The sequence below is a fragment of the Pseudarthrobacter siccitolerans genome, from assembly GCF_030823375.1.
Classification (GTDB): Bacteria; Actinomycetota; Actinomycetes; order Actinomycetales; family Micrococcaceae; genus Arthrobacter; species Arthrobacter siccitolerans_A.
Window position 1 is genome coordinate 1495908 of the sequence record NZ_JAUSXB010000001.1, and the last position, 19384, is coordinate 1515291.

Sequence of the window (19384 nt, forward strand, 5' to 3'; positions counted from 1 at the left end):
GTTACTTGCCGTGTCCCATCAAGGTCATGGTCCGCCCATGGTAAGCACACTTACTAATGTTACGAAAGCCCGTCTTGCTCGGGCGGACCGCGTAATATCAACGGCATGGGAACTACTGGGAGTTTGTTCGGCTGGGCCTTTGGTGACCCCGCCCGTGAAGATGAGGGCAGGTACGTGGAAGGGCTTCAGCGCGAGGCGTTCGGCAATGCCCGGGCCACCGCGGAAGCCAAGGGAGTGGCAGTGGTGCCAGGCTCCGAGGTCTTCACGGTGCTGAGTGGACACGATTCCCTGGTGGAGCTGGAGAATGCGCCCGGACAACTGGTGGTCCGCTGCACCGTCCACGTGGAGGGACCGGGCGCGGAGAAGATCCGCGCCGAAGGGCCCATGAACGGCTGAGTGATGTCGGACAGCGATTCCACCCTCAGCCAGGCCGCGGACGCCGTCGAGGAGGCCTCGAACCATCCGGCCCTCGACGTCCTTGCACGGGCCGGATTCGCCGTCATGGCGCTGTTGCACGTCATCATCGGGGCGATAGCCGTTGCTGTGGCTTTCGGCCAGCCCGGGGAGGCGGAACCAACTGGCGCCATTGAACAACTCGCGGCCAATACATGGGGGCCGGCCGTGATGTGGGCCTGCGTGGCCGCCTGCATGGGCCTCGCCTTGTGGCAAGCCAGCGAAGCCACGCTGCGTGTGCGCCGCAAGTCCGGCAAGGAGCGTTTGTCCAAGCTGATCTCCTCCGGCTTTCTCGCCGTCGCCTACGGCAGCGTGGGCCTCAGCTTCGCCGGTTTCGCCGTCGGGCTGCGAGGCGACTCCAGCGAGAGCACGAAAGATTTCAGTGCCTCACTGCTGGCCACCCCCTGGGGACCGTGGGCACTGGTGGCACTGGGCCTGACCATCATCGGGATCGGCATCTACTTCATCTTCAAGGGCATCCGCCGTGGTTTCAAGGATGAGCTCTTCCACTTTGACGGGACACGGCGCGGCCGGCTCATCGACGGCCTGGGCGTTTCGGGCCACATCGCCAAAGGGGCGGCCCTGGGCCTCACCGGGCTGCTTTTTGTGATCGCCGCCGCCAAGCACGATCCCAACGAATCAACCGGACTGGACGGCAGCCTCAAGGCCCTCCGCGACCACCCGTTCGGCCCGTACCTGCTGGTCGCCATCGGGGCAGGGTTCATCGCCTACGGGATTTTCGCCCTCATCCGGTCACGGTTCGGGCGGATGTAGTTCCAGGTATTTCCGGGTAGGAAGGAAGCATGACGCACTTGCTGCAGGACCCCCCACAGCGCGGCGGCTCCGTGCCGCGGGACGTCGCCCCCGCCGTCTCGGAGGCTGCGGGACATGCCTTGGCCCGCCTGTTCCAGGTCCTCAAAGCCGTCCGGCCCGTCCGGCCCATCCATCCGAAGGGCGTCGGCCTCACCGGAGAACTGACCCGGACCGGGATCTCCGGCAGTCCCAGCGGCCTGGACTGGCTTGATGCTCCGGGCACCGATTTGGTTGAGGCACGCTTCTCGCGATCAGTGGGGTTGCCGTCCCGGCTTCCAGACGTCCTGGGCCTCGCCCTTCGTCTCACGGCGTCCGACGCCGGGGCACGCGGCACAGCCTCCGACGGCGGCACGGCTTCAGGTGCGCCCGGCGGCGGAACGGCCGACGTGTTGTTTTCCTCCACGGGCTGGCGGCTCCCCGGAAGGTTCTTGCTCCACCCCAAACTCGACGTCACCACCGCCGCCCTGACAACGCTCATGCCCTACCGCGGCCGGAATGGACCGGTGCTGCTCGGGCTGCGGACTATCAGCCTGGCCGGCAGGTCAGTGGCATGCGGGCATTGGGTTCTGGGGCTGTACTGGGCCAAACCGGCAGGCCCGTGGCAGCAGTGCGGCGAACTGAGGCTGCAGGCCGCCCCGGAACCGGCCGATACTCCCCTGCGCTTTGACCCGCTCGAAAACCAGCCGCGGGGCGCAGAGGCCTACGCGTGGACGCGCCGCCTGCGGGAGCGCTCGTACCGGGCAGCGCAGCAGCCCGCGCCGCCCGGTGCCATCCGTGCCGCCGTAGGGTCCGCCGCCGTCGAACGTCCGGAAACAACAAGCAACCAGCCCGCACCAGCCACCACAGGAAGGAACGCCATGTCCACCGTGTCACAGCTGTTCAACACCCCCGCCGCAGACGTCTGGCAGGTCATTGCCGACGGCTGGCTGTACTCCGGCTGGGTGGTGGGTGCCTCACGGATCCGAGCGGTGGATGACACCTGGCCGCAGGCAGGATCGCGCCTCCACCACTCGGTGGGCGCCTGGCCGCTGGTGATCAACGACAGCACCCGCGTGACCGCCGCCGAACCGGAGAAGTCACTGGAACTTGTGGCGCGCGGCTGGCCGCTGGGTGAGGCCAAGGTGGTAATCACCCTCCAGGACCAGGGCAACCAGTGCCTTGTCACCATGGCCGAGGACGCCATCCGGGGGCCTGGCAAGAGGCTGCCTAAGATCCTGCGGGACCCCATGATTACCGTCCGCAACCGCGAGACGCTCAAGCGACTGGAGCTGATGGCAGCAGGCGGGGCCGGGAAGTAGCGCGGCCGGGTTAATTGATCGGCTACTGGGCGGTCAAGGTGAAGGTGGATGCCTGATCACCGTAGTCATCGGTGACCACCACCTTCACCGGCCCCTTCTTGACATCAAACGCGATGACGCCCTGGCGGCCGTCCCCGGCACCCACTTCCTCACTGGGCAAGCCGCCCATGCCGTCCTCCACATAAATCCGCTCGCCCTGGTTGCCCTCCGCGTCGTAGACCTCGAAGTTCATCGGCGCGGCGGTGCTGGTTCCGGTGAGCGTCTCCCAGGAAACCTCGAGCAGCAGGAATCCTCCGTTCGCCGGCTTCAGGTAGGACATGGCGGGAATCTCGGTGGTGTACAGCGAATCGAGGACGCCGATCTTCACAGTGTTGCCTTCGGACACGGTGACCACGAACGAGTTCTCTCGGATGGCGGCTCCCGGTGACGGAGCGGGCGCCGCCTGTGAGGCCGAGGGAAGCGGCGGCGGAACGGGGATATTCCGGCCCTCAGGTGCTTGGGCTGTGATGCTGATGGACACGATGGTCAGCAGGATTCCGGAGATCATGCTGGCGAGCCAAACGATTCCCGTGATGATCCAGGCCTTCTTCCTGTTCTCCGGGTAGCCTTCGAGCTGACGGCCATCCTTGTCCCTGGCGTTACCTGTCAGAGTGATGATCAGGTCCACGATTGCCCAGATTCCGAATCCGCCCAAGGTCAGCAGCTTGGCGACGCCGGTGCCAATCTTGCCCAGGTAGAAACGGTCCACACCCACGGTTCCCAGCAAGAGGGACAAAATCCAGGTGGTCACGAAGGATTTTCCTGGCCCGCCGGCGAAGGGGGCCTGGCCGTAGGGTCCCGGCTGGTATCCGCCCTGCTGCCCTCCCTGATACTGGCCGCCAAAGGTGGACGGAGCAGGCGGAACCGGCGGAACTGACGCGCCGTTTTCGGGTGCGTGCGGGTAACTGGGGTGACTCATGGATCTTCCTTAAGTTGGGGGCAGGCAGGATGGGACGGGCTGGCCTCAGCCCGCAAAGTATTTCTCCAGCGAATTTACTTTAAAGCGCAAAAAAGTGGGATGGGCAGAAATGCCCATCCCACGAATTTGACTTGCACCCCGCACCTGCAGCGGCACGCCCTGCCTCCGTACGGCAGGACGATGGACGCTCGGCGGCCCGGAAAAGCGTTAGACCTGCGCGGCCACACCATCGCGGGAAATAGTCACCATATCCTCGCGCGGCACCACCTTGATGCGTTCGCGCTTGACCTCAACACCGTGCGAGCCGCCAGCTTCCGTGGCTGCTGCGCCGAGGGCGAGCTCGTGGGCGTCCAATGCCAGCCAGCCTTCCCAGCTGGTGAACTTCACGCCGCGGGAGTCGAGGAGTTCCACCACGGCGTCTGCCGCGGGAACGGCGGCGACCGGAAGGTTTTCGCGGTCCTCCAGCAAGTAGGTCACGGTCTCGAGGGCGTCGCCCTTGGTGTGGCCGATCAAGCCGACGGGTCCACGCTTGATCCAGCCCGTGGCGTAGATGCCGGGCACGTGGGTGCCCGAGGCATCCAGGACGCGGCCGCCGTCGTTCGGGACGACGCCCTTCTTGTGGTCGAACTCGATCTCCGGCAGCGCGGAGCCGAAGTAGCCGATGGCCCGGTACACGGCCTGGACCGGGTAGTCCACGAATTCGCCGGTGCCGCGGGCGTTGCCCGTGCCGTCCAGCTCGGTGCGCTCGAACTTCATGCCGGCAACCTTGCCAGGCGTCTCGGCGTCGTCGTAGATCTCCACCGGGCTGTGCAGGAAGTGCAGGTGCAGGCGGCGGGAAGCCTTCAGCTCGGAGAGGTCCTCGGGCTGCTCGGCGATCCAGTTGGTGAGGGTGCCCACCATGGTCTTGGTCTGGTTGTTCGTCTGGATCTGGCGGTCCGATTCCTCGTCGAACTCGAAGTCCTCCGGGTACAGGATGATGTCCACGTCCTTGGAGTGGGACAGCTCGCGCAGTTCCAGCGGGGTGAACTTAACCTGTGCCGGGCCGCGGCGGCCGAAGACGTGCACGTCGGTGACGGGCGAGTTCTTCAGCCCGGCGTAGACGTTGTCCGGGATTTCGGACACCAGGAGGTCGTCGGCGTGCTTGGACAGGACGCGGGCCACGTCCAGGGCGACGTTGCCGTTGCCGATGACGGCGATTTCCTTGGCCTCCAGCGGCCATTCGCGCGGGACGTCGGGGTGGCCGTCGTACCAGGAGACGAAGTCGGCGCCGCCGTAGGAGCCGTCCAGCTCGATGCCGGGGATGTTAAGGTCCGCATCCTTGATGGCGCCCGTGGCGAAGATGACGGCGTCGTAGTGGGTGCGCAGGTCCTCGATGGTGAGGTCGGTGCCGTAGTCCACGTTGCCGAAGAAGCGGATGTCGCCGCGGTCCAGGACCTTGTGCAGGGCATTGACGATGCCCTTGATGCGGGGGTGGTCCGGGGCCACGCCGTAGCGGATCAGGCCGTAGGGTGCCGGGTAGCGGTCAAAGAGGTCGATGCTCACGGTCAGCTCGCCGCTCTTGACGGCTTCGCTCTTGGTGAGGATGTCCGCGGCGTAGACGCCTGCCGGGCCGGAACCCACGACGGCGACGCGCAGCGGACGGTCGGCAGAACCTACGGTGGTGCTTGATGACACGGCTGTGTTCCTTTTCTTCGTTCCGTCCCAACTAAGTAGCGCTAAGTGTCGTTATGAGGGCTCAGAACGACACTTGGCGCTACCCAGTTGGGTGGGGGCTAGGTGGTGAGGACGGTCTTGCGGGGGCTGTTCGGGGTGGTGGTGCCGTAGTCAGCGGTTTTGAAGTGCGCCGGCGCGAACGGGCTCACGCGCACCACGTCACCGATGACTATGACTGCCGGGTTGGCCACACCGGCGGCTTCCGCCTGGTCCGCAATGGAACCGAGCGTGCCGATGGTGACGCGCTGGTTCGGCAGGTAACCGTTCTCCACGATACCAACCGGGGTGCCGGCAGGAAGGCCGGCTTTGCCCAGGGCGGACGCGGATTCGCGCAGCTGGCCCACACCCATCAGCAGCACCACGGTGTGGTCCGGGCGGGCCGGAACCTCGGAGAGTTCCTCGTGGCCGGTCACCACGCTGAAGCCCTTAGCCAGGCCGCGGTGGGTCACCGGGATACCGGCGGCGGCGGGAACGGAGATCGCGGAGGTGACACCGGAAACCACTTCAACCTCGACGCCGTGCTGCCGGCAGTATTCGGCTTCCTCGCCGCCGCGGCCCAGGACGTAGGGGTCGCCGCCCTTGAGCCGGACCACGCGGTGGCCCTTGAGGGCTTCCTCAACGAGGATCCGGTTGATCTCCGACTGCGGCACGGGGTGGTGGCCCGGAGTTTTGCCAACCTCGATGACGCGGACATCCGGTGCCAGCTCATTGAGCAGTTCGCGGGGGCCCAGGCGGTCTGCGACCACGACGTCGGCCTGGCCCAGGAGCCGGCGGCCGCGGACGGTAATGAGGCCGGTATCGCCGGGGCCGCCACCCACCAGCGCAACGGAGCCGTTGCGGGCTGCGCGGCGGCGGCGGAGCGGCAGGTCCCCGGTTTCGAGGGCGGTGGCGACGGCGTCGCGCACGGCCATGGCGCGGCGCGGGTCTCCCCCGGCGTTCACGGCGATCTTCACGTCGTCGACTTCTGCGACGGCGGGGGTCCAGGCGGCGGACGCTTCATGGTCGGAGGCATTGACGCACCAGACGCGTTGCGCCTCGGCGTCGGCGGAGACCTGGGCGTCCACGGCGGAATCGCCGGTTGCGGTCTGGACGAACCAGACGCCGTCGACGTCGGACGGACGGTAGGTGCGCTGCTCCCAGGTGAGGAGGCCGGCGTCGGCCAGTTCCTGGAGTGCGGTGGAGGCATCCGGAGCCACGACGGTGACCCGGGCACCGGCGTCGAGCAGCCCCTTGGCGCGGCGCGCAGCCACCGGGCCGCCGCCCACCACCAGCACGGCGCGGCCCAATAACCGCAGCGCTGTGGGGTAGATATCCTGAATTGCCATGAATCAACGGTAGGGCCGCGTCACAATGGCCTACAAAGGCCGAGCAACAACAGGTCACGTAAGGTAACGCTGCGTAACGTACCGCGGGCCCTCACTCCAGGTCCGACAGGAAGCGCCCGCGCTCCCGGATGAGCCCCGCAGGTAGCAGCCCAGGACCAAACGTTCGGCAAGGCGACCCAAGAGGCTGATCGCGCCATTCCGGGGCAGAGGGCAGACGCAGGTGCCGGAAGTGACGCAAAAGCGTCCGGGGAACAGCAAAGCCCGACGTCGGGAGTCGCCGTCGGGCTCTACAGACACTGTGTTGGGGCTAGCGGGTGCTGCCGGAGAGAAGGCCTCGGCTCCGCAGGAGGCGCTTCTCAATGGGCGCGAAAACCAGCAGTTCAATGAGGATGCCAACGGCGAGGATCAGCAGGATTGCCGCCATGACCACGGTCATGTCGGACAGCACGCGGCCCTGGTCCAGCAGCGAGCCCAGGCCGAAGCCGATGGTGCCGCCCACCGCGATGATTTCCGCAGCCATGAGCGAGCGCCACGAGAAGGCCCAGCCTTGCTTAAGGCCACTCAGGTATCCCGGCAAGGCGGCGGGCAGGATGATCTGCAGCGCCATCTGGAGCCGCGATGCACCCAGGACGGTACCAACCCGTCGGTACTGCGGCGGGATCTGGTCCACGCCGGAAATGAGCCCGTTGATGATGGAGGGAATGGCGCCCATAAAGATCACGAAGTACACGGTGGCATCGGTAAGGCCGAACCAGATGATGGCCGCCGGAACCCACGCCACGGAGGGCAGCACCTGCAGGCCGGATATCAGCGGTCCAAAAGCTCTGCGCAGCGGAGCCACCTGGGCCAGCAGCAGACCCACCGGCGTTGCGATGGCCACGCTGATCAGGAACCCGACAACCCCGCGCTGCATCGAAGTCCAGACGGCTTCCTGCAGTTTGCCGTCACTCCAGAGCACGCCCATCTGGGTCACCACGTCCAGCGGACCGGGCACCAGGTCGCGGCGCTTCACCCCAAGCGAGACGTAGAACTGCCAGATCAGGACGAGGGCCACCAGGGCGGCGATGGGCAGGAGCACGCGGCTCCAGTCGACCCGGTGTTTGCGGTCAGCGTCGGACTGCAGCGAGTCCAGCCCGGACTCAAGTTCCCGCAGGTCCTCATGCCCGGTGGAAGACCGGGTCAAAGCGGCATGAACGTGCCTGGTCTGAGGAGTGGCATCTAAGGAATCGGCCGCGGGACCCGACGCGAGCTTGCGAGCTTCGGGAAGGCCGGTGCCGCTGCCTGAGCCGGCCGCTTCGTCCGCAGGACGAAAGCGGTCCGGCGAAGGGGCGGGGGCGGCATCGGGCGCGGAGCCGGACAGAGACTTACTTGGCATGGCGGCGAATCTCCTCACGCAGCCGGGCGGTGATGACCCCGGTCAGCTGGCCGGCAAGCCCGGCGTCGGTTCGGTGTTCCTCGGTGACTGCCCATTCCTGAACAACGCGGCCCGGGCGGGAGGACAGCAGCAGCACGCGCTGGCCCAGCCGGACAGCTTCGCGGACGTTGTGGGTGACAAAGACGATGGTGCGCCCGGTTTCCTTCCAGATGCGTTCCAGTTCGTCGTGCAGCAGGTCGCGGGTGATGGCGTCCAGTGCGGCGAACGGCTCGTCCATCAGCAGCAGCTGCCGGTCCTGGGCCAGCGACCGGGCCAGGGACACACGCTGGCGCATGCCGCCGGACAGCTCGTGCGGGCGCTTGTCCCCCGCGCTGCCAAGGTGCACCAGCTCGAGGAGCTCCTGCGCCTTCGCCTTGCGCTCGGCCTTGCCCATGCCGCGCAGCTTCAGGGCCAGTTCGATGTTCTCCCGGGCCGTGAGCCAGGGGAACAGCGCGGCGTCCTGGAACATAAAGGCGGCACCGTCGCTGGGCACTTCGAGGGCGCCCGACGTCGGCGCCTCGAGTCCCGCGATGATGTTCAGCAGGGTGGATTTGCCGCAGCCGGAGGCACCGAGGAGGGCTACGAACTCGCCCTGGCCGATGTTGGCGTTGACGTCGTCCAGCACCGGGGCGCCGTCGCCGAAGCGCTTGCCCAGGTTTTCCAGTACGACTGGCATGGTGCCGTCCTTAATTAGGTGGGTGAGGGGGTCAGTTTTGGCCGAGGCCGGCGGCGGAAACCGGATCCGTACCGCTGCCGCCGTCGTCGATGACGTCGTTCAGCGGCTGGAGGTCGAAGAGTCCGTTGATCTCGGCCTGCTTGGTGGTGCCGGCCTCCACACCGTCCTGCAGCAGCCGGGGGTAGCTTCCGGCCAGCGGGTCCAGGGTGAAGGTGATGTTGCTGAGGGACCGCGCGAGGACGTCGTCAGCAAGGGCTGCGCCGGCAGATTCCTGCAGGCCAGCGTTGATGACGGCGGCCTTCTGTTCAGCGGGGGCTTCGTTCAGCCAGGCCACCGATTTTGCGTGGCCGGCCAGGAGCGCCTTCACGGTGTCCGGGTGGCCGGCTGCGAACTTCTGGTTCACGATCAGAACGGTGGTGGGGAACTCGCCGGGTTTGCCCGTACCGGTGCCGTCCCACAGGTCCTTTTCGTCCACCAACACCTTCGCTCCGGCCTGGAGCACCAGGCGTGACGCCCAGGGCTCAGGCAACCACGCGCCGTCGAGCTTTCCGTCCTGGAACAGCTTCAGCGTCTGGGCGTTCTCCGTGGGGTTGATGGCGACGTCGCCGCTGCCGTCCACGTTCGTTTTGTAGCCCTGGTCCGCGAGCCAGGCGCGCAGGGCAACGTCCTGCGTACCGCCCAGCTGCGGGGACGCCAAGGTCTTGCCCTTGAGCTCCGCAGCCGAGCTGATCTCCGGCCTAACCACCAGCTGCGCGCCGCCGGCAGCAGCCCCGGCGATGATCCTGACGGACTCGCCCTGGCTCTTGACGAAGGAGTTGATGGCCGGGTTGGGGCCGATGTAGGCGGCGTCGATGGCGCCGGCGTTCAGTGCCTCGATGGCCGCCGGACCGGCGTTGAAGGTCTCGGTGCTGAGCGCGGTGCTGCCCAGGGCCTCGGCCAGGAAGCCCTCCTTGATGCCCACCAGTGCGGGGGCGTGCGTGACGTTGCCGAAGTAGCCCAGCTTCAGTTCTGCGGCGGCCGTAGGTTCAACGGCCTGGGCCTCGGTGTTGCGGGAAACAGTGGATGCCACCACGGCGCCGAGGGCGATCAGCAGGACCAGCCCAATGGCCAGGGCAGCCTCAATGGCACGCTTGCGCTGGGGGACCGCGCTTTCGCCTGCCACGATGCGGGTCATCCCGGGCTTGGAACTAGTCATTGTTTCACCATAGGGAGTGACCCAAACCCGTTCAATGAAGCGGAAACGGGGGGTCACGCAGGTTCATCTAGCGTCACATTCGGCCAACGCCGGCCGCAACACTTGGAGCCCGCCTTGCCCAATGTGCACAACATTCGAGTACTCACTACTCGTGCTTCCCGGTCGCCTCCCCCGTACCGTCCATAAAAAGTCCTGCTGGGAGGCTCATGGATGGATTGACTTTCAGGGGATTGTCATGGGTATCGAGCTTTGCAGGCATTTGTGCCGGATCGTTGCGCCGGGCGGGCAGCCTGATCGCGGAGGGCAGCCGTGATCCAGGGCAACGGATACGCGCCCCTCCTGGACCCATCCGTCCTGGAAAAGCTGCGCGAAGAACTCGAAGACGACGAGGGCGTCTGGAAAGTGTTCGTGCAAAACTTCATCGGACAACTGCCGGAACGGAATGAGAAGCTGCGGCAGGCCCTCACCACAGGTGATGTCAACGGAGCCATGGATGCTGTCCTCAGCCTCAAGACTTCCAGCGAAATGGTCGGGGCCGAACGGCTGGCAGGCCTGGCCATCAATCTTGAGCAGGCCCTGCGGTACGAGATCCTCAACGCTGATCCGGCCGTGGCGCTGCCCCATCTGGCCGCGGCCCACCTCCGGCGGATCAACCAGTGCAGCCGGCAGACGGCCTACCTCCTGCAGGCGGCCCTGCGGGGGAAGCCTGACCGGGATTGAGCGCCGGGGGCGGCTTCAGTTGCCCTTGACGTTAATCAGTTGCCGAAGCTTGTGCCGGACCTTAACGAGGTCTGCGGCATCCTGCATCACTTGGTCGATGGGTTTGTAGGCGGCCGGGATTTCGTCGATGAACGCCTCAGAAACCCGGAACTCGATCCCGCGCATGGCCTTCTTCAGCTCGTCCAGCGTGAAGGTCCTGCGGGCGGCGTTGCGGGAGTACTCCCGGCCGGCCCCATGCGGCGAAGAGTTCAGGGATGCGGGGTTCCCCAGGCCTTCCACCACGTACGACGCCGTCCCCATGGAACCGGGGATCAGTCCAGGATCGCCGGGGCCGGCCTGGATGGCGCCTTTCCGGGATACCCAGACGGACCTGCCGTAGTGGGTCTCCTGCTGGGTGAAGTTGTGGTGGCAGTTGATCCGTTCGCGTTCCTGCACGCGGCCGCCCACCCAGTGGCCGAACTGGGCGATGACCCGGTCCATCATTTCCTCCCGGTTCAGGAGGGCGAAGTGCTGGGCCCAGCGCAGCTCCGCCATGTAGCGGTCAAACTGCGGCGTGCCCTCGTCGAGGTAGGCGAGGTCCGGGTGGGGCAAGTGGATCTGGTTTTTCCGTGACACGTGCTGGGCGACTGCGATGTGGTGCTGGGCAATTTTGTTGCCGATGCCGCGGGACCCGGAGTGCAGGAACAGCCAGACCGCATCGGCCTCATCGGCACAGACCTCGATGAAGTGGTTGCCCGAGCCAAGGGATCCCAGCTGCAGCTCCCATTTGGCCACGTACTCGGCGGGGTTGAACCCGGATTTGGCGGCCAGTTGCTTCAGTTCGGCGATCCGCGGTTCAGCAGTAGGCAGCACAGTCCTGTTGTTGTGCCCCGCGGACAGCGGAACAGCCCGTTCAATGTTTTCACGGAGTTTCTTCCGGTCCTTCGGGAGGTCCGCCAGCGAGTACTGCGTCCGGACGGCAATCATGCCGCAGCCGATGTCCACCCCCACCGCCGCGGGGATGATCGCGTGCAGCGTGGGAATCACTGAGCCCACCGTGGCGCCCCTGCCCAGGTGGGCGTCGGGCATGAGGGCCAGGTGCGGATAGATAAACGGCAGCCCGGCGGTCATCACGGCCTGCTCCCGCGTCAGGTCATCCAGGATCGAAGCCCAGTTCAGGAGCTTCGGGCTGAGGGTTTGCATGCTTCGCCTCCGCGCAAACGAGGACTAACGTGACTCCTAGGCTAACCCCGTGGCGTGACATCGGCGCAGAAGAAGGAGACGCAACCGTGGTGAACGTCCAGACCCAGATCCATATCAACCGATCGCGGACCGAGGTGGCGGACTACGCGGCCAACCCCGACAACGCACCGAAGTGGTACGTGAACATCCACAAGTCCCAGCGGCTGACCACGGGCCCTGTTGGCACAGGCTCAAAGGTGGCGTTCACCGCGAAGTTCCTGGGCCGGGAGATCAACTACACCTATGAGTTCGTGGAATACGTTCCGGGCGAGAAGCTGGTGATGCGCACCGCCCAGGGCCCGTTCCCCATGCAGACCACCTACACCTGGACGGACGACGACGGCGGGACCCGCATGAGCCTCGGCAACACCGGGAACCCCGCCGGTTTCTCCAGGCTGGCCGGGCTGGTCATGGCACCAATGATCCGCCGCGAAACCCGCAAGGACCTGCAGAAGCTCAAGACGATTCTCGAGGGGCGCGCTTAAGTCCGCCCTTAAACGTCAAAATCGCCGGAGGGCTGCCGGGTCGCCGTCTTGAGACGGCGACCTTGCAGCGTTCCGGCGATTTCGGCGGGATCAGATCGAGTAGCGCTCATCCTCGTGGTCGCCCGGGTGGTCCTTGACCAGGCCGGCCGCCAGGGTGTTGCCGTCCAGCGGGTCGATCACCAGGAACGCGCCGGTGCGGCGGTGGTGCAGGTAGTTTTCGAGCGGCAGCGGCGCGGCGAGCCGGAGCTGGGCGTTGCCGATGTCGTTCAGTTCCAGGGTGGATGCCGGTTCCAGCTTGAAGGTTGCCAGGTCCAGCTTGCCGCCAACGCTGCGAACCAGGGCCTGCACGGTACGGGTGCCGTGCTTGACCAGCACCTTCTGGCCTTCACGCAAAGGCTTCGGGGACAGCCAGCACAGCGATGCGTACAGGTCGGCCGAAGCTTCCCGCACTGTGCCGGCAGCGGCGATGGTGTCACCGCGGGCCACGTCGAACTCCTCCGCAAGGCGGATGGCCACCGACTGCGGGGCGGCGGCTTCCTCCAGCGAGGCGCCGGCGAAGTCGATGCCCACTACGGTGGTGGTGCGGGGGTCCTGGCCGGGGGTCAGGACGGAGACCTTGTCCCCCACCTTGACCGAGCCTTCGGTGATCTGGCCGGCGTACGCGCGGTAGTCGCGGTAGGCCTCTACATCCAGGCCGGCGGCCACGGCGTCGGGAGCCAGGGCACCCTGCGGGCGGATGACCAGCTGCACAGGGAAGCGGAAGCTTTCCAGGTGGCTTTCCAGTTCATCGGCGGCCGGAAGGGTTTCGAGGACCTCAAGCAGGGCCGGTCCCGTGTACCAGGGGGTGCGTTCGGAGCGCTCCACCACATTGTCGCCGTCGAGCGCGGACACCGGGACCACCAGCAGGTCCGTGATGCCGTCTGAACCGAGACCCAGCTCGCGGCCCACCTGCTGCACGTCGGCTTCGATGTCCCGGAACACGGACTCGCTGAAGTCCACCAGGTCGATCTTGTTCACAGCCACAATCACGTGCGCCACGCGCAGCAGCTGCAGCACGGACAGGTGCCGGCGGGTCTGCTCCAGCACACCCTTGCGGGCGTCAATGAGTACGACGACGGCATCTGCAGTGGACGCGCCGGTCACCGTGTTCTTGGTGTACTGAACGTGCCCGGGGCAGTCGGCCAGGATGAAGCTGCGGCGGTCCGTGGCGAAGTAGCGGTAGGCCACGTCGATGGTGATGCCCTGTTCGCGCTCGGCGCGCAGGCCGTCGGTCAGGAGGGCGAGGTCGATGCCGCCCTTATCCCCGCCGAACCCGCGGTCCGCGGAGGTGCGGGCCACCGCGTCGAGGGTGTCAGCCAGGATGGCCTTGGAATCGTGAAGGAGGCGGCCCACCAGAGTGGACTTGCCGTCGTCGACTGATCCTGCGGTGGCGAACCGGAAGAGCGTTGTGGGCAGGGCTGTCTCCAGCTCCGAAGCCAAAGTGTCGGTGCTCATTTAGAAATACCCGTCCTTCTTGCGGTCTTCCATGGCTGCCTCGGAGATGCGGTCATCTGCACGGGTGGCGCCACGTTCGGTGAGGGTGGAGGCAGCGACTTCAACCACGACGTCGGACACGGTGTACGCGTCAGACTCCACCGCGCCGGTGCAGGACATGTCCCCCACAGTGCGGTAGCGGACGGTCTTGGTGATGACGTCCTCGTGCGGGAGCGGCTGGGAAACTTCGCCCACCGCACGCCACATGCCGTCGCGGGCGAAGACCTCGCGCTCGTGGGCGTAGTACAGGCCGGGCAGCTCGATGTTCTCGCGCTCGATATAACGCCAGATGTCCAGCTCGGTCCAGTTGCTGATGGGGAACGCGCGGACGTGCTGGCCCACGGTGTGACGGCCGTTGTAGAGGTTCCACAGTTCGGGGCGCTGGTTGCGCGGGTCCCACTGGCCGAATTCGTCACGCAGGCTCAGGATGCGCTCCTTGGCGCGAGCCTTGTCCTCGTCGCGGCGGCCGCCGCCGAACACGGCGTCGAACTTGTTCTGCTGGATGGCGTCCAGCAGCGGGACGGTCTGCAGCGGGTTGCGGGTTCCGTCGGCGCGCTCGGCGAGCTCGCCGCGGTCAATGAACTCCTGAACGGAGCCCACCACGAGCTTCAGGCCCAGTCGCTCCACCGTGCGGTCGCGGAAGTCGAGCACCTCAGGGAAGTTGTGGCCGGTGTCCACGTGCAGCACGGGGAACGGAACTTTGCCGGGCCAGAAGGCCTTGGTGGCCAGGTGCAGCATCACCACGGAGTCCTTGCCGCCGGAGAACAGGAGCGCGGGCTTCTCGAACTCGGCAACCACTTCGCGGATGATGTGGATGGCCTCAGACTCGAGGGTATCCAGGCTGGACAGGCGCGTGGAGACGGCAGCTTCAGTCACCTGGGTGGTCTCCTCAGTTAGGAAAGTGCTCATACGTGTAGTCCGCATTCTGTCTTGTCGGAGCCTGCCCAGCGGCCGGCGCGGGGGTCGTCGCCGGGCGCCACCTTGCGGGTGCAGGGCTGGCAGCCAATGGAGGGGTAGCCCTGGGAAAGCAGCGGGTTGACGGGCAGGAGGTTGTCGTCCGAGTACTGCACCAGCTGGTCGAAGGTCCACGCAGCCACCGGGTTCACCTTGACCAGGCCGTTGGCCTCGTCCCAGGTGACCAGCGGCGTGTTGGTGCGGGTGGGGGCCTCGTCGCGGCGGACGCCGGTAAACCACAGTTCGTAGCCGGACAGGGTGCGGCGCAGCGGAGCCACCTTGCGGAGGGCGCAGCACTGCGCGGCGTCGAGGGCGAAAAGGTCCTTGCCCAGGAGCCGGTCCTGCTGTTCCACGGTGTTCTCCGGGAGCACGTCCACCACGTTGACGCGGAGGTTGGCGGCCACCTCGTCGCGCGTGGCGTAGGTTTCCGGGAAGTGGTAGCCGGTCTCCAGGAACAGGACGTCGACGCCGGGCAGCTGGTCCGCGACCAGGGCCGGCAGGACGGCGTCGGCCATGGAGCAGGCGACGGCGACCGCGGGCAGGTCGAAGTTGCGCTCCACCCAGGCGATCACGTCGCGGGCGGGCGCGTCCCAGCCGAGCTCGGCAGCGCCTGACTCGGCGAGGTCCTTCAGTTCTTCCTTGCTGCGAAGCTTCCGGGTTTCGACGGGCTCAACCACCGGGTCTACCCCGAGAGAGGGGCCACGGCCGTCGGGGTCCCCGGCCGAGCTTGCGAGGTTGGGGAGCGGCTGGGGATTCACTGGAGTGCCTCCTCGTCTGCTGCGTGGGCCCACTCGGCGAAGGTCTGGCCTTCGGCGCGCTGGGCTACGAAGGTGCGGACTACGCGCTCCACGTAGTCGGGCAGGTCGTCAACGTAGACCTTGAGGCCGCGGACGGTGCGGCCCAGGCCCGCTTCCTCACGGTCGTTTGACGCCAGCCCGCCGCCCAGGTGGACCTGGAAACCCGGGGAGGGGTCGCCGTCGGGCGTTGGCAGCATCATGCCCTTGAGGCCGATGTCCGCGGTCTGGATGCGGGCGCAGGAGTTGGGGCAACCGTTGATGTGCAGCGACAGTGCCTGCGGCAACTGGCCCGAGCCCGCGAGGTCCGCGAGGCGGCGTTCCAGTTCGGCAACCGCGGTGGCGGCCGTGTGCTTGGTCTCCACGATGGCCAGCTTGCAGTATTCGATACCGGTGCAGGCGATGGTGCCGCGGCGGAACACGGACGGGCGGGCGGACAGGCCGAGGGCGTCCAGCTCGGCCACCAGGGGCTCGACCTGGTCCTTTTCGACGTCCAGGACAACGAGCTTCTGGTGCGGGGTGGTGCGCAGCCGGTAGGAGCCGCGGGCCTCCAGGGTGTCGGCGAGCTTGACCAGCCCGGCGCCGGAGAGACGGCCGGCCAGCGGGGTGGCACCGATGAAGAACTTGCCGTCCTTCTGCTCGTGCACGCCCACGTGGTCACCGGGGGTGGCCGGTTTGGGGGCGGCGGGGCCATCAGCGAGCTTGTAGCCCAGGTATTCGTCCTCCAGGATCTGGCGGAACTTCTCCGGACCCCAGTCGGCCAGAAGGAATTTCAGGCGTGCCTTGGTGCGCATGCGGCGGTAACCGTAGTCGCGGAAGATGCTGGTGACGCCCAGCCACACATCGGCGGCCTGGTCCGGCTTCACGAATGCGCCCAGGCGCTTGCCGAGCATCGGGTTGGTGGACAGCGCGCCGCCCACCCACAGGTCGTAGCCGATTCCCAGTTCGGGGTGCTCAATGCCCACAAAGGCGCAGTCGTTGATCTCGTGGACCACGTCCTGGCTGGGGTGGCCGGTGATTGCGGTCTTGTACTTGCGCGGCAGGTTGGACAGCAGCGGGTTGCCGATGAACCGCTCCCCCAGCTCGGCGATGAGCGGGGTGGGGTCGATGATCTCGTCCTTGGCGATGCCGGCCACGGGCGATCCCAGGATGACGCGCGGAACGTCGCCGCAGGCCTCGGTGGTGGACAGGCCAACACCTTCCAGGCGGGTCCAGATCTCGGGGATGTCCTCCACGCGGATCCAGTGCAGCTGGATGTTCTGGCGGTCCGTGAGGTCGGCCGAGTCGCGGGCGAAGTCAACGGAGATCTGGCCGATGACGCGCAGCTGCTCGGTGGTGAGCGCACCGCCGTCGATCCTCACCCGGAGCATAAAGTACTTGTCCTCGAGCTCGTGCGGCTCAAGGGTTGCCGTCTTGCCGCCGTCGATCCCGGGCTTGCGCTGGGTGTAAAGGCCCCACCAGCGGAACCGGCCGTGCAGGTCCTGGCCGGGGATGGCGTCAAAGCCCTCTTTGGAGTAGATGGTCTCGATACGCTCGCGCACGTTAAGGCCGTCGTCTTCCTGTTTCCAGGTTTCGTTGGCGTTCAGCGGCGTCTTGCCGTCCACTTTCCACTGACCGTGCGGTTTTGCGGCGGGTCGGGACGGGCGGGCCGGGCGCTTCGGGGCGGCGGTGTCCGCGGACGCTCCGGCTAGAGCTGTATCAGTCATGCATCGACTGTAGGTCCCGTCCGAATAGCGTCACAAAGGCCCGGAAACGTTGAGTCACCTAGGGAAATATTTCGTCACGAAACGCCGGACGGCCTTGAAGAAGCCCACCTCCTGTGTATTTGCCGCTGGTGGTGCAGGGGCCCCGGTTGTTGCGTCGCCAGGGGCTCCAGCGGGTGTTCCAGTGGGTGCAGCGGCGGCTTCACGGGCCTTCGCGACAGCGGCGTCGTACCGCTCCAGCGCGATCTCCGCAAGCACGGGCGACGGCAGCAGGGGTTCCGTAACAACGTCGGCCCCCGCCTTGGCGAGCTGGTCGTGGAAGAAGCCCGGCGCCAGCAGGTAGGAGGCAATCACCACGCGCCCACCGACGTCGACAGCCCCCGCGGACTCCCCCGCCCCGGCACCCCCCTCCAGTTCCTCGCGAAGCATCGCGACGGCGTCGGGCACTGAAGGCTTGGCGGAGGCACCATAGGCGGCCACCATCCGGTTGGGCCGCAGCTCCTGAAGCTGGCCCAGCAGTTCCTGGACGCTGACGGCGGCCTTGGGGTTGGACGAGCCAGCGGCGGCCAGGACGATCACATCGCGGTCCGTGACGCCGGCCTCGCGCAGCCGCTGGTCGAGGAGGGCGGCGAGGCGGGGATCAGGACCCAGCGGCGCCGCGGCCGCACTGCCGGGCCGGCTCTTCACCGCCCGCGCGATGTCCACCTTCACGTGGTAACCCACGCTCAGCAGCAGGGGCACAACCACGGCGGACTCCCCCGCCGGCAGCCCCGCCACCACGTCCACCAGGTCCGGCTGCTGGACGTCCACGTAGGCTTCGCGGACATCGAGGCCGGGGCGGAGCGCCGCAATGCCATCGCGCAGGGCGGTGACCTCCGCGGCGCCTTGTGTGTTGGACGTCCCATGGGCGCAGGCGATCATGATGGGGCTGTTCATAGGGGCTAGCGTAACGTTGGAGCCGCCCAGTCCGCCCTCTTTGAAACTGCCGGGACGCTCCATGACATTCGCCTTTGACAACGCGCCGGTGTGGCTGGATCTGCTGGGCGTTTTCTTCTTTGCCGTCTCGGGTTCGCTGCTCGCGGCGCGGAAGCAGATCGACATTGTGGGGTCGCTGTTGCTGGCTTCCCTGGTGGGCCTTGGCGGCGGCGTGATCCGCGACATCATCCTTGCTGTGGTCCCTGCTGCCTTCACCAATCCTGCGTACCTGGTGCCGCCGCTGCTGGCCACGGTCCTGGTGTATTTCCTGTTCTCCAGTGTCCAGCGGTACACGTCGCTGCTGACCCTGTTCGACGCCGGCGGGCTGGCCTTGTTCTGCATGACCGGCACACTTAAGGCGCTGGCTACCGGCCTGAATCCGGTGGCGTCAGTGCTTCTGGGAGTGACGACGGCGGTGGGCGGCGGCCTATTGCGGGACGTCACCGCCAACGAGGTTCCTCAGCTTTTCAATCCCAAGGACATCTACGCCCTGCCGGCCTTCCTGGGTGCCGCAATGACGGCCGTACTGTGGGTCCTGGGCGTGTTCAACGTGCTGACGGCAGCAGTCATCGCGGCCGCGGTGTTCACGTTCCGCGTCCTGGCCTGGCGCCGCTCCTGGCAGGCCCCGCTGGCCGTTCGCGGGTGGCACCGGGCAGGGGCTGGCCCCGGCGAATCGGCGGGCCGGGATTAGCTAGGATATGAGCATGACTGACATGTTCCTCGAGAAATTCCGTGCGCTGGTTCCGAAGTATCTCGAGGATGAATGGCAGGAAGAGGACGGCCTGTCCGCCGAAGAGCTGGACAAGGCCCTGGCCGACCACCAATTCCAGATTCCCCTGGTCCTGCGCGAGTTTTATCTGGCCATCGGCGGCTGCGAGGACCTCATGGAGGCGTACCACTACTTCTGGGACCCGGACGAGCTCGAAGTTGATGACGAGGGCTTCCTGATGTTCCTCGAGGATGAGGAAGAGGAATACACCTGGGGCTTCCGCGTGGGCGACCTCAGCGTCCCGGACCCCATTGTCTACCGCCGCAACAACGCCCGCGGGCAGTGGAAGTCCGAGGAGGGCACGTTCTCGGAGTTCGTGTTCGACATGTTCGAGTGGGCCTTCGAGGACGCCGAAGACTAGATTTCCCTGCCTGTCTCATTGCCT

19 protein-coding genes are annotated in these 19384 nt (G+C 66.6%); 7 read left to right on the top strand and 12 right to left on the bottom strand.

What is annotated here, in order from left to right:
• Positions 1–105: 105 nt before the first annotated feature.
• From QFZ36_RS07065 to QFZ36_RS07075, 3 genes are read left to right on the top strand one after another with little or no spacing between them, the layout of a single operon-like run.
• On the top strand, positions 106–396 hold the full coding sequence (locus QFZ36_RS07065; protein ID WP_142039092.1) for a hypothetical protein: 291 nt from the start codon (positions 106–108) through the stop codon (positions 394–396).
• Between the two features lie 3 nt (positions 397–399).
• Complete coding sequence (locus QFZ36_RS07070) at positions 400–1227, top strand: DUF1206 domain-containing protein (protein ID WP_306635032.1); 828 nt, start codon at positions 400–402, stop codon at positions 1225–1227.
• A 29-nt stretch (positions 1228–1256) separates the two neighbouring features.
• Positions 1257–2564 (top strand): SRPBCC family protein, encoded by a 1308-nt coding sequence (locus QFZ36_RS07075; protein ID WP_306635034.1) that lies wholly within the window; start codon positions 1257–1259, stop codon positions 2562–2564.
• A gap of 22 nt (positions 2565–2586) precedes the next feature.
• Here the strand turns inward: QFZ36_RS07075 and QFZ36_RS07080 are convergent, their stop codons facing one another.
• The 6 genes from QFZ36_RS07080 to QFZ36_RS07105 form a co-directional block, all read right to left on the bottom strand.
• Positions 2587–3522, bottom strand: a complete 936-nt coding sequence (locus QFZ36_RS07080) for a TM2 domain-containing protein (protein ID WP_306635036.1) — start codon at positions 3520–3522, stop codon at positions 2587–2589.
• 207 nt (positions 3523–3729) lie between these two features.
• Positions 3730–5196, bottom strand: coding sequence for an FAD-dependent oxidoreductase (locus QFZ36_RS07085; RefSeq protein WP_306635038.1), 1467 nt, complete (start codon positions 5194–5196; stop codon positions 3730–3732).
• A gap of 98 nt (positions 5197–5294) precedes the next feature.
• A complete protein-coding gene (gene cobA / locus QFZ36_RS07090; RefSeq protein WP_306635040.1) occupies positions 5295–6560 on the bottom strand; it encodes a uroporphyrinogen-III C-methyltransferase in 1266 nt (421 codons plus the stop codon).
• A gap of 307 nt (positions 6561–6867) precedes the next feature.
• Positions 6868–7935, bottom strand: a complete 1068-nt coding sequence (locus tag QFZ36_RS07095; RefSeq protein ID WP_306635042.1) for an ABC transporter permease — start codon at positions 7933–7935, stop codon at positions 6868–6870.
• Positions 7925–8650 (bottom strand): ABC transporter ATP-binding protein, encoded by a 726-nt coding sequence (locus tag QFZ36_RS07100; RefSeq protein WP_306635044.1) that lies wholly within the window; start codon positions 8648–8650, stop codon positions 7925–7927. The genes QFZ36_RS07095 and QFZ36_RS07100 overlap by 11 nt, the downstream gene beginning before the upstream one ends.
• Before the next feature lie 31 nt (positions 8651–8681).
• The gene (locus QFZ36_RS07105) at positions 8682–9824 is read right to left on the bottom strand and encodes an ABC transporter substrate-binding protein (protein ID WP_306639129.1); all 1143 of its coding nucleotides are present in this window, start codon (positions 9822–9824) and stop codon (positions 8682–8684) included.
• A gap of 330 nt (positions 9825–10154) precedes the next feature.
• Between QFZ36_RS07105 and QFZ36_RS07110 the strand changes: the two genes are divergently transcribed.
• The gene (locus tag QFZ36_RS07110; protein ID WP_306635046.1) at positions 10155–10565 is read left to right on the top strand and encodes an Hpt domain-containing protein; all 411 of its coding nucleotides are present in this window, start codon (positions 10155–10157) and stop codon (positions 10563–10565) included.
• A gap of 15 nt (positions 10566–10580) precedes the next feature.
• Here the strand turns inward: QFZ36_RS07110 and QFZ36_RS07115 are convergent, their stop codons facing one another.
• Positions 10581–11747, bottom strand: a complete 1167-nt coding sequence (locus QFZ36_RS07115; protein WP_306635048.1) for an RtcB family protein — start codon at positions 11745–11747, stop codon at positions 10581–10583.
• A 29-nt stretch (positions 11748–11776) separates the two neighbouring features.
• On the opposite strand from QFZ36_RS07115, the gene QFZ36_RS07120 reads away from it, so the two are divergent.
• Complete coding sequence (locus QFZ36_RS07120; protein WP_306635050.1) at positions 11777–12271, top strand: SRPBCC family protein; 495 nt, start codon at positions 11777–11779, stop codon at positions 12269–12271.
• A 90-nt stretch (positions 12272–12361) separates the two neighbouring features.
• Here the strand turns inward: QFZ36_RS07120 and QFZ36_RS07125 are convergent, their stop codons facing one another.
• The 5 genes from QFZ36_RS07125 to QFZ36_RS07145 form a co-directional block, all read right to left on the bottom strand.
• Positions 12362–13765 (bottom strand): sulfate adenylyltransferase subunit 1, encoded by a 1404-nt coding sequence (locus QFZ36_RS07125; RefSeq protein WP_306635052.1) that lies wholly within the window; start codon positions 13763–13765, stop codon positions 12362–12364.
• Positions 13766–14713: a sulfate adenylyltransferase subunit CysD gene (gene cysD / locus QFZ36_RS07130; RefSeq protein WP_306635054.1), complete on the bottom strand. Its 948-nt coding sequence runs from the start codon at positions 14711–14713 to the stop codon at positions 13766–13768.
• Positions 14710–15435: a phosphoadenylyl-sulfate reductase gene (locus QFZ36_RS07135; RefSeq protein WP_306639130.1), complete on the bottom strand. Its 726-nt coding sequence runs from the start codon at positions 15433–15435 to the stop codon at positions 14710–14712. Before QFZ36_RS07135 ends, cysD begins: the two co-directional genes overlap by 4 nt.
• A 77-nt stretch (positions 15436–15512) precedes the next feature.
• Positions 15513–17258 (bottom strand): nitrite/sulfite reductase, encoded by a 1746-nt coding sequence (locus tag QFZ36_RS07140; protein ID WP_306635056.1) that lies wholly within the window; start codon positions 17256–17258, stop codon positions 15513–15515.
• Positions 17259–17312: 54 nt separating this feature from the next.
• Positions 17313–18191, bottom strand: coding sequence for a sirohydrochlorin chelatase (locus QFZ36_RS07145; protein WP_306635058.1), 879 nt, complete (start codon positions 18189–18191; stop codon positions 17313–17315).
• A 61-nt stretch (positions 18192–18252) separates the two neighbouring features.
• Between QFZ36_RS07145 and QFZ36_RS07150 the strand changes: the two genes are divergently transcribed.
• Positions 18253–18921: a trimeric intracellular cation channel family protein gene (locus QFZ36_RS07150; protein WP_306635059.1), complete on the top strand. Its 669-nt coding sequence runs from the start codon at positions 18253–18255 to the stop codon at positions 18919–18921.
• Positions 18922–18934: 13 nt separating this feature from the next.
• Positions 18935–19360: a hypothetical protein gene (locus QFZ36_RS07155; protein WP_306635060.1), complete on the top strand. Its 426-nt coding sequence runs from the start codon at positions 18935–18937 to the stop codon at positions 19358–19360.
• Positions 19361–19384 lie beyond the last annotated feature (24 nt).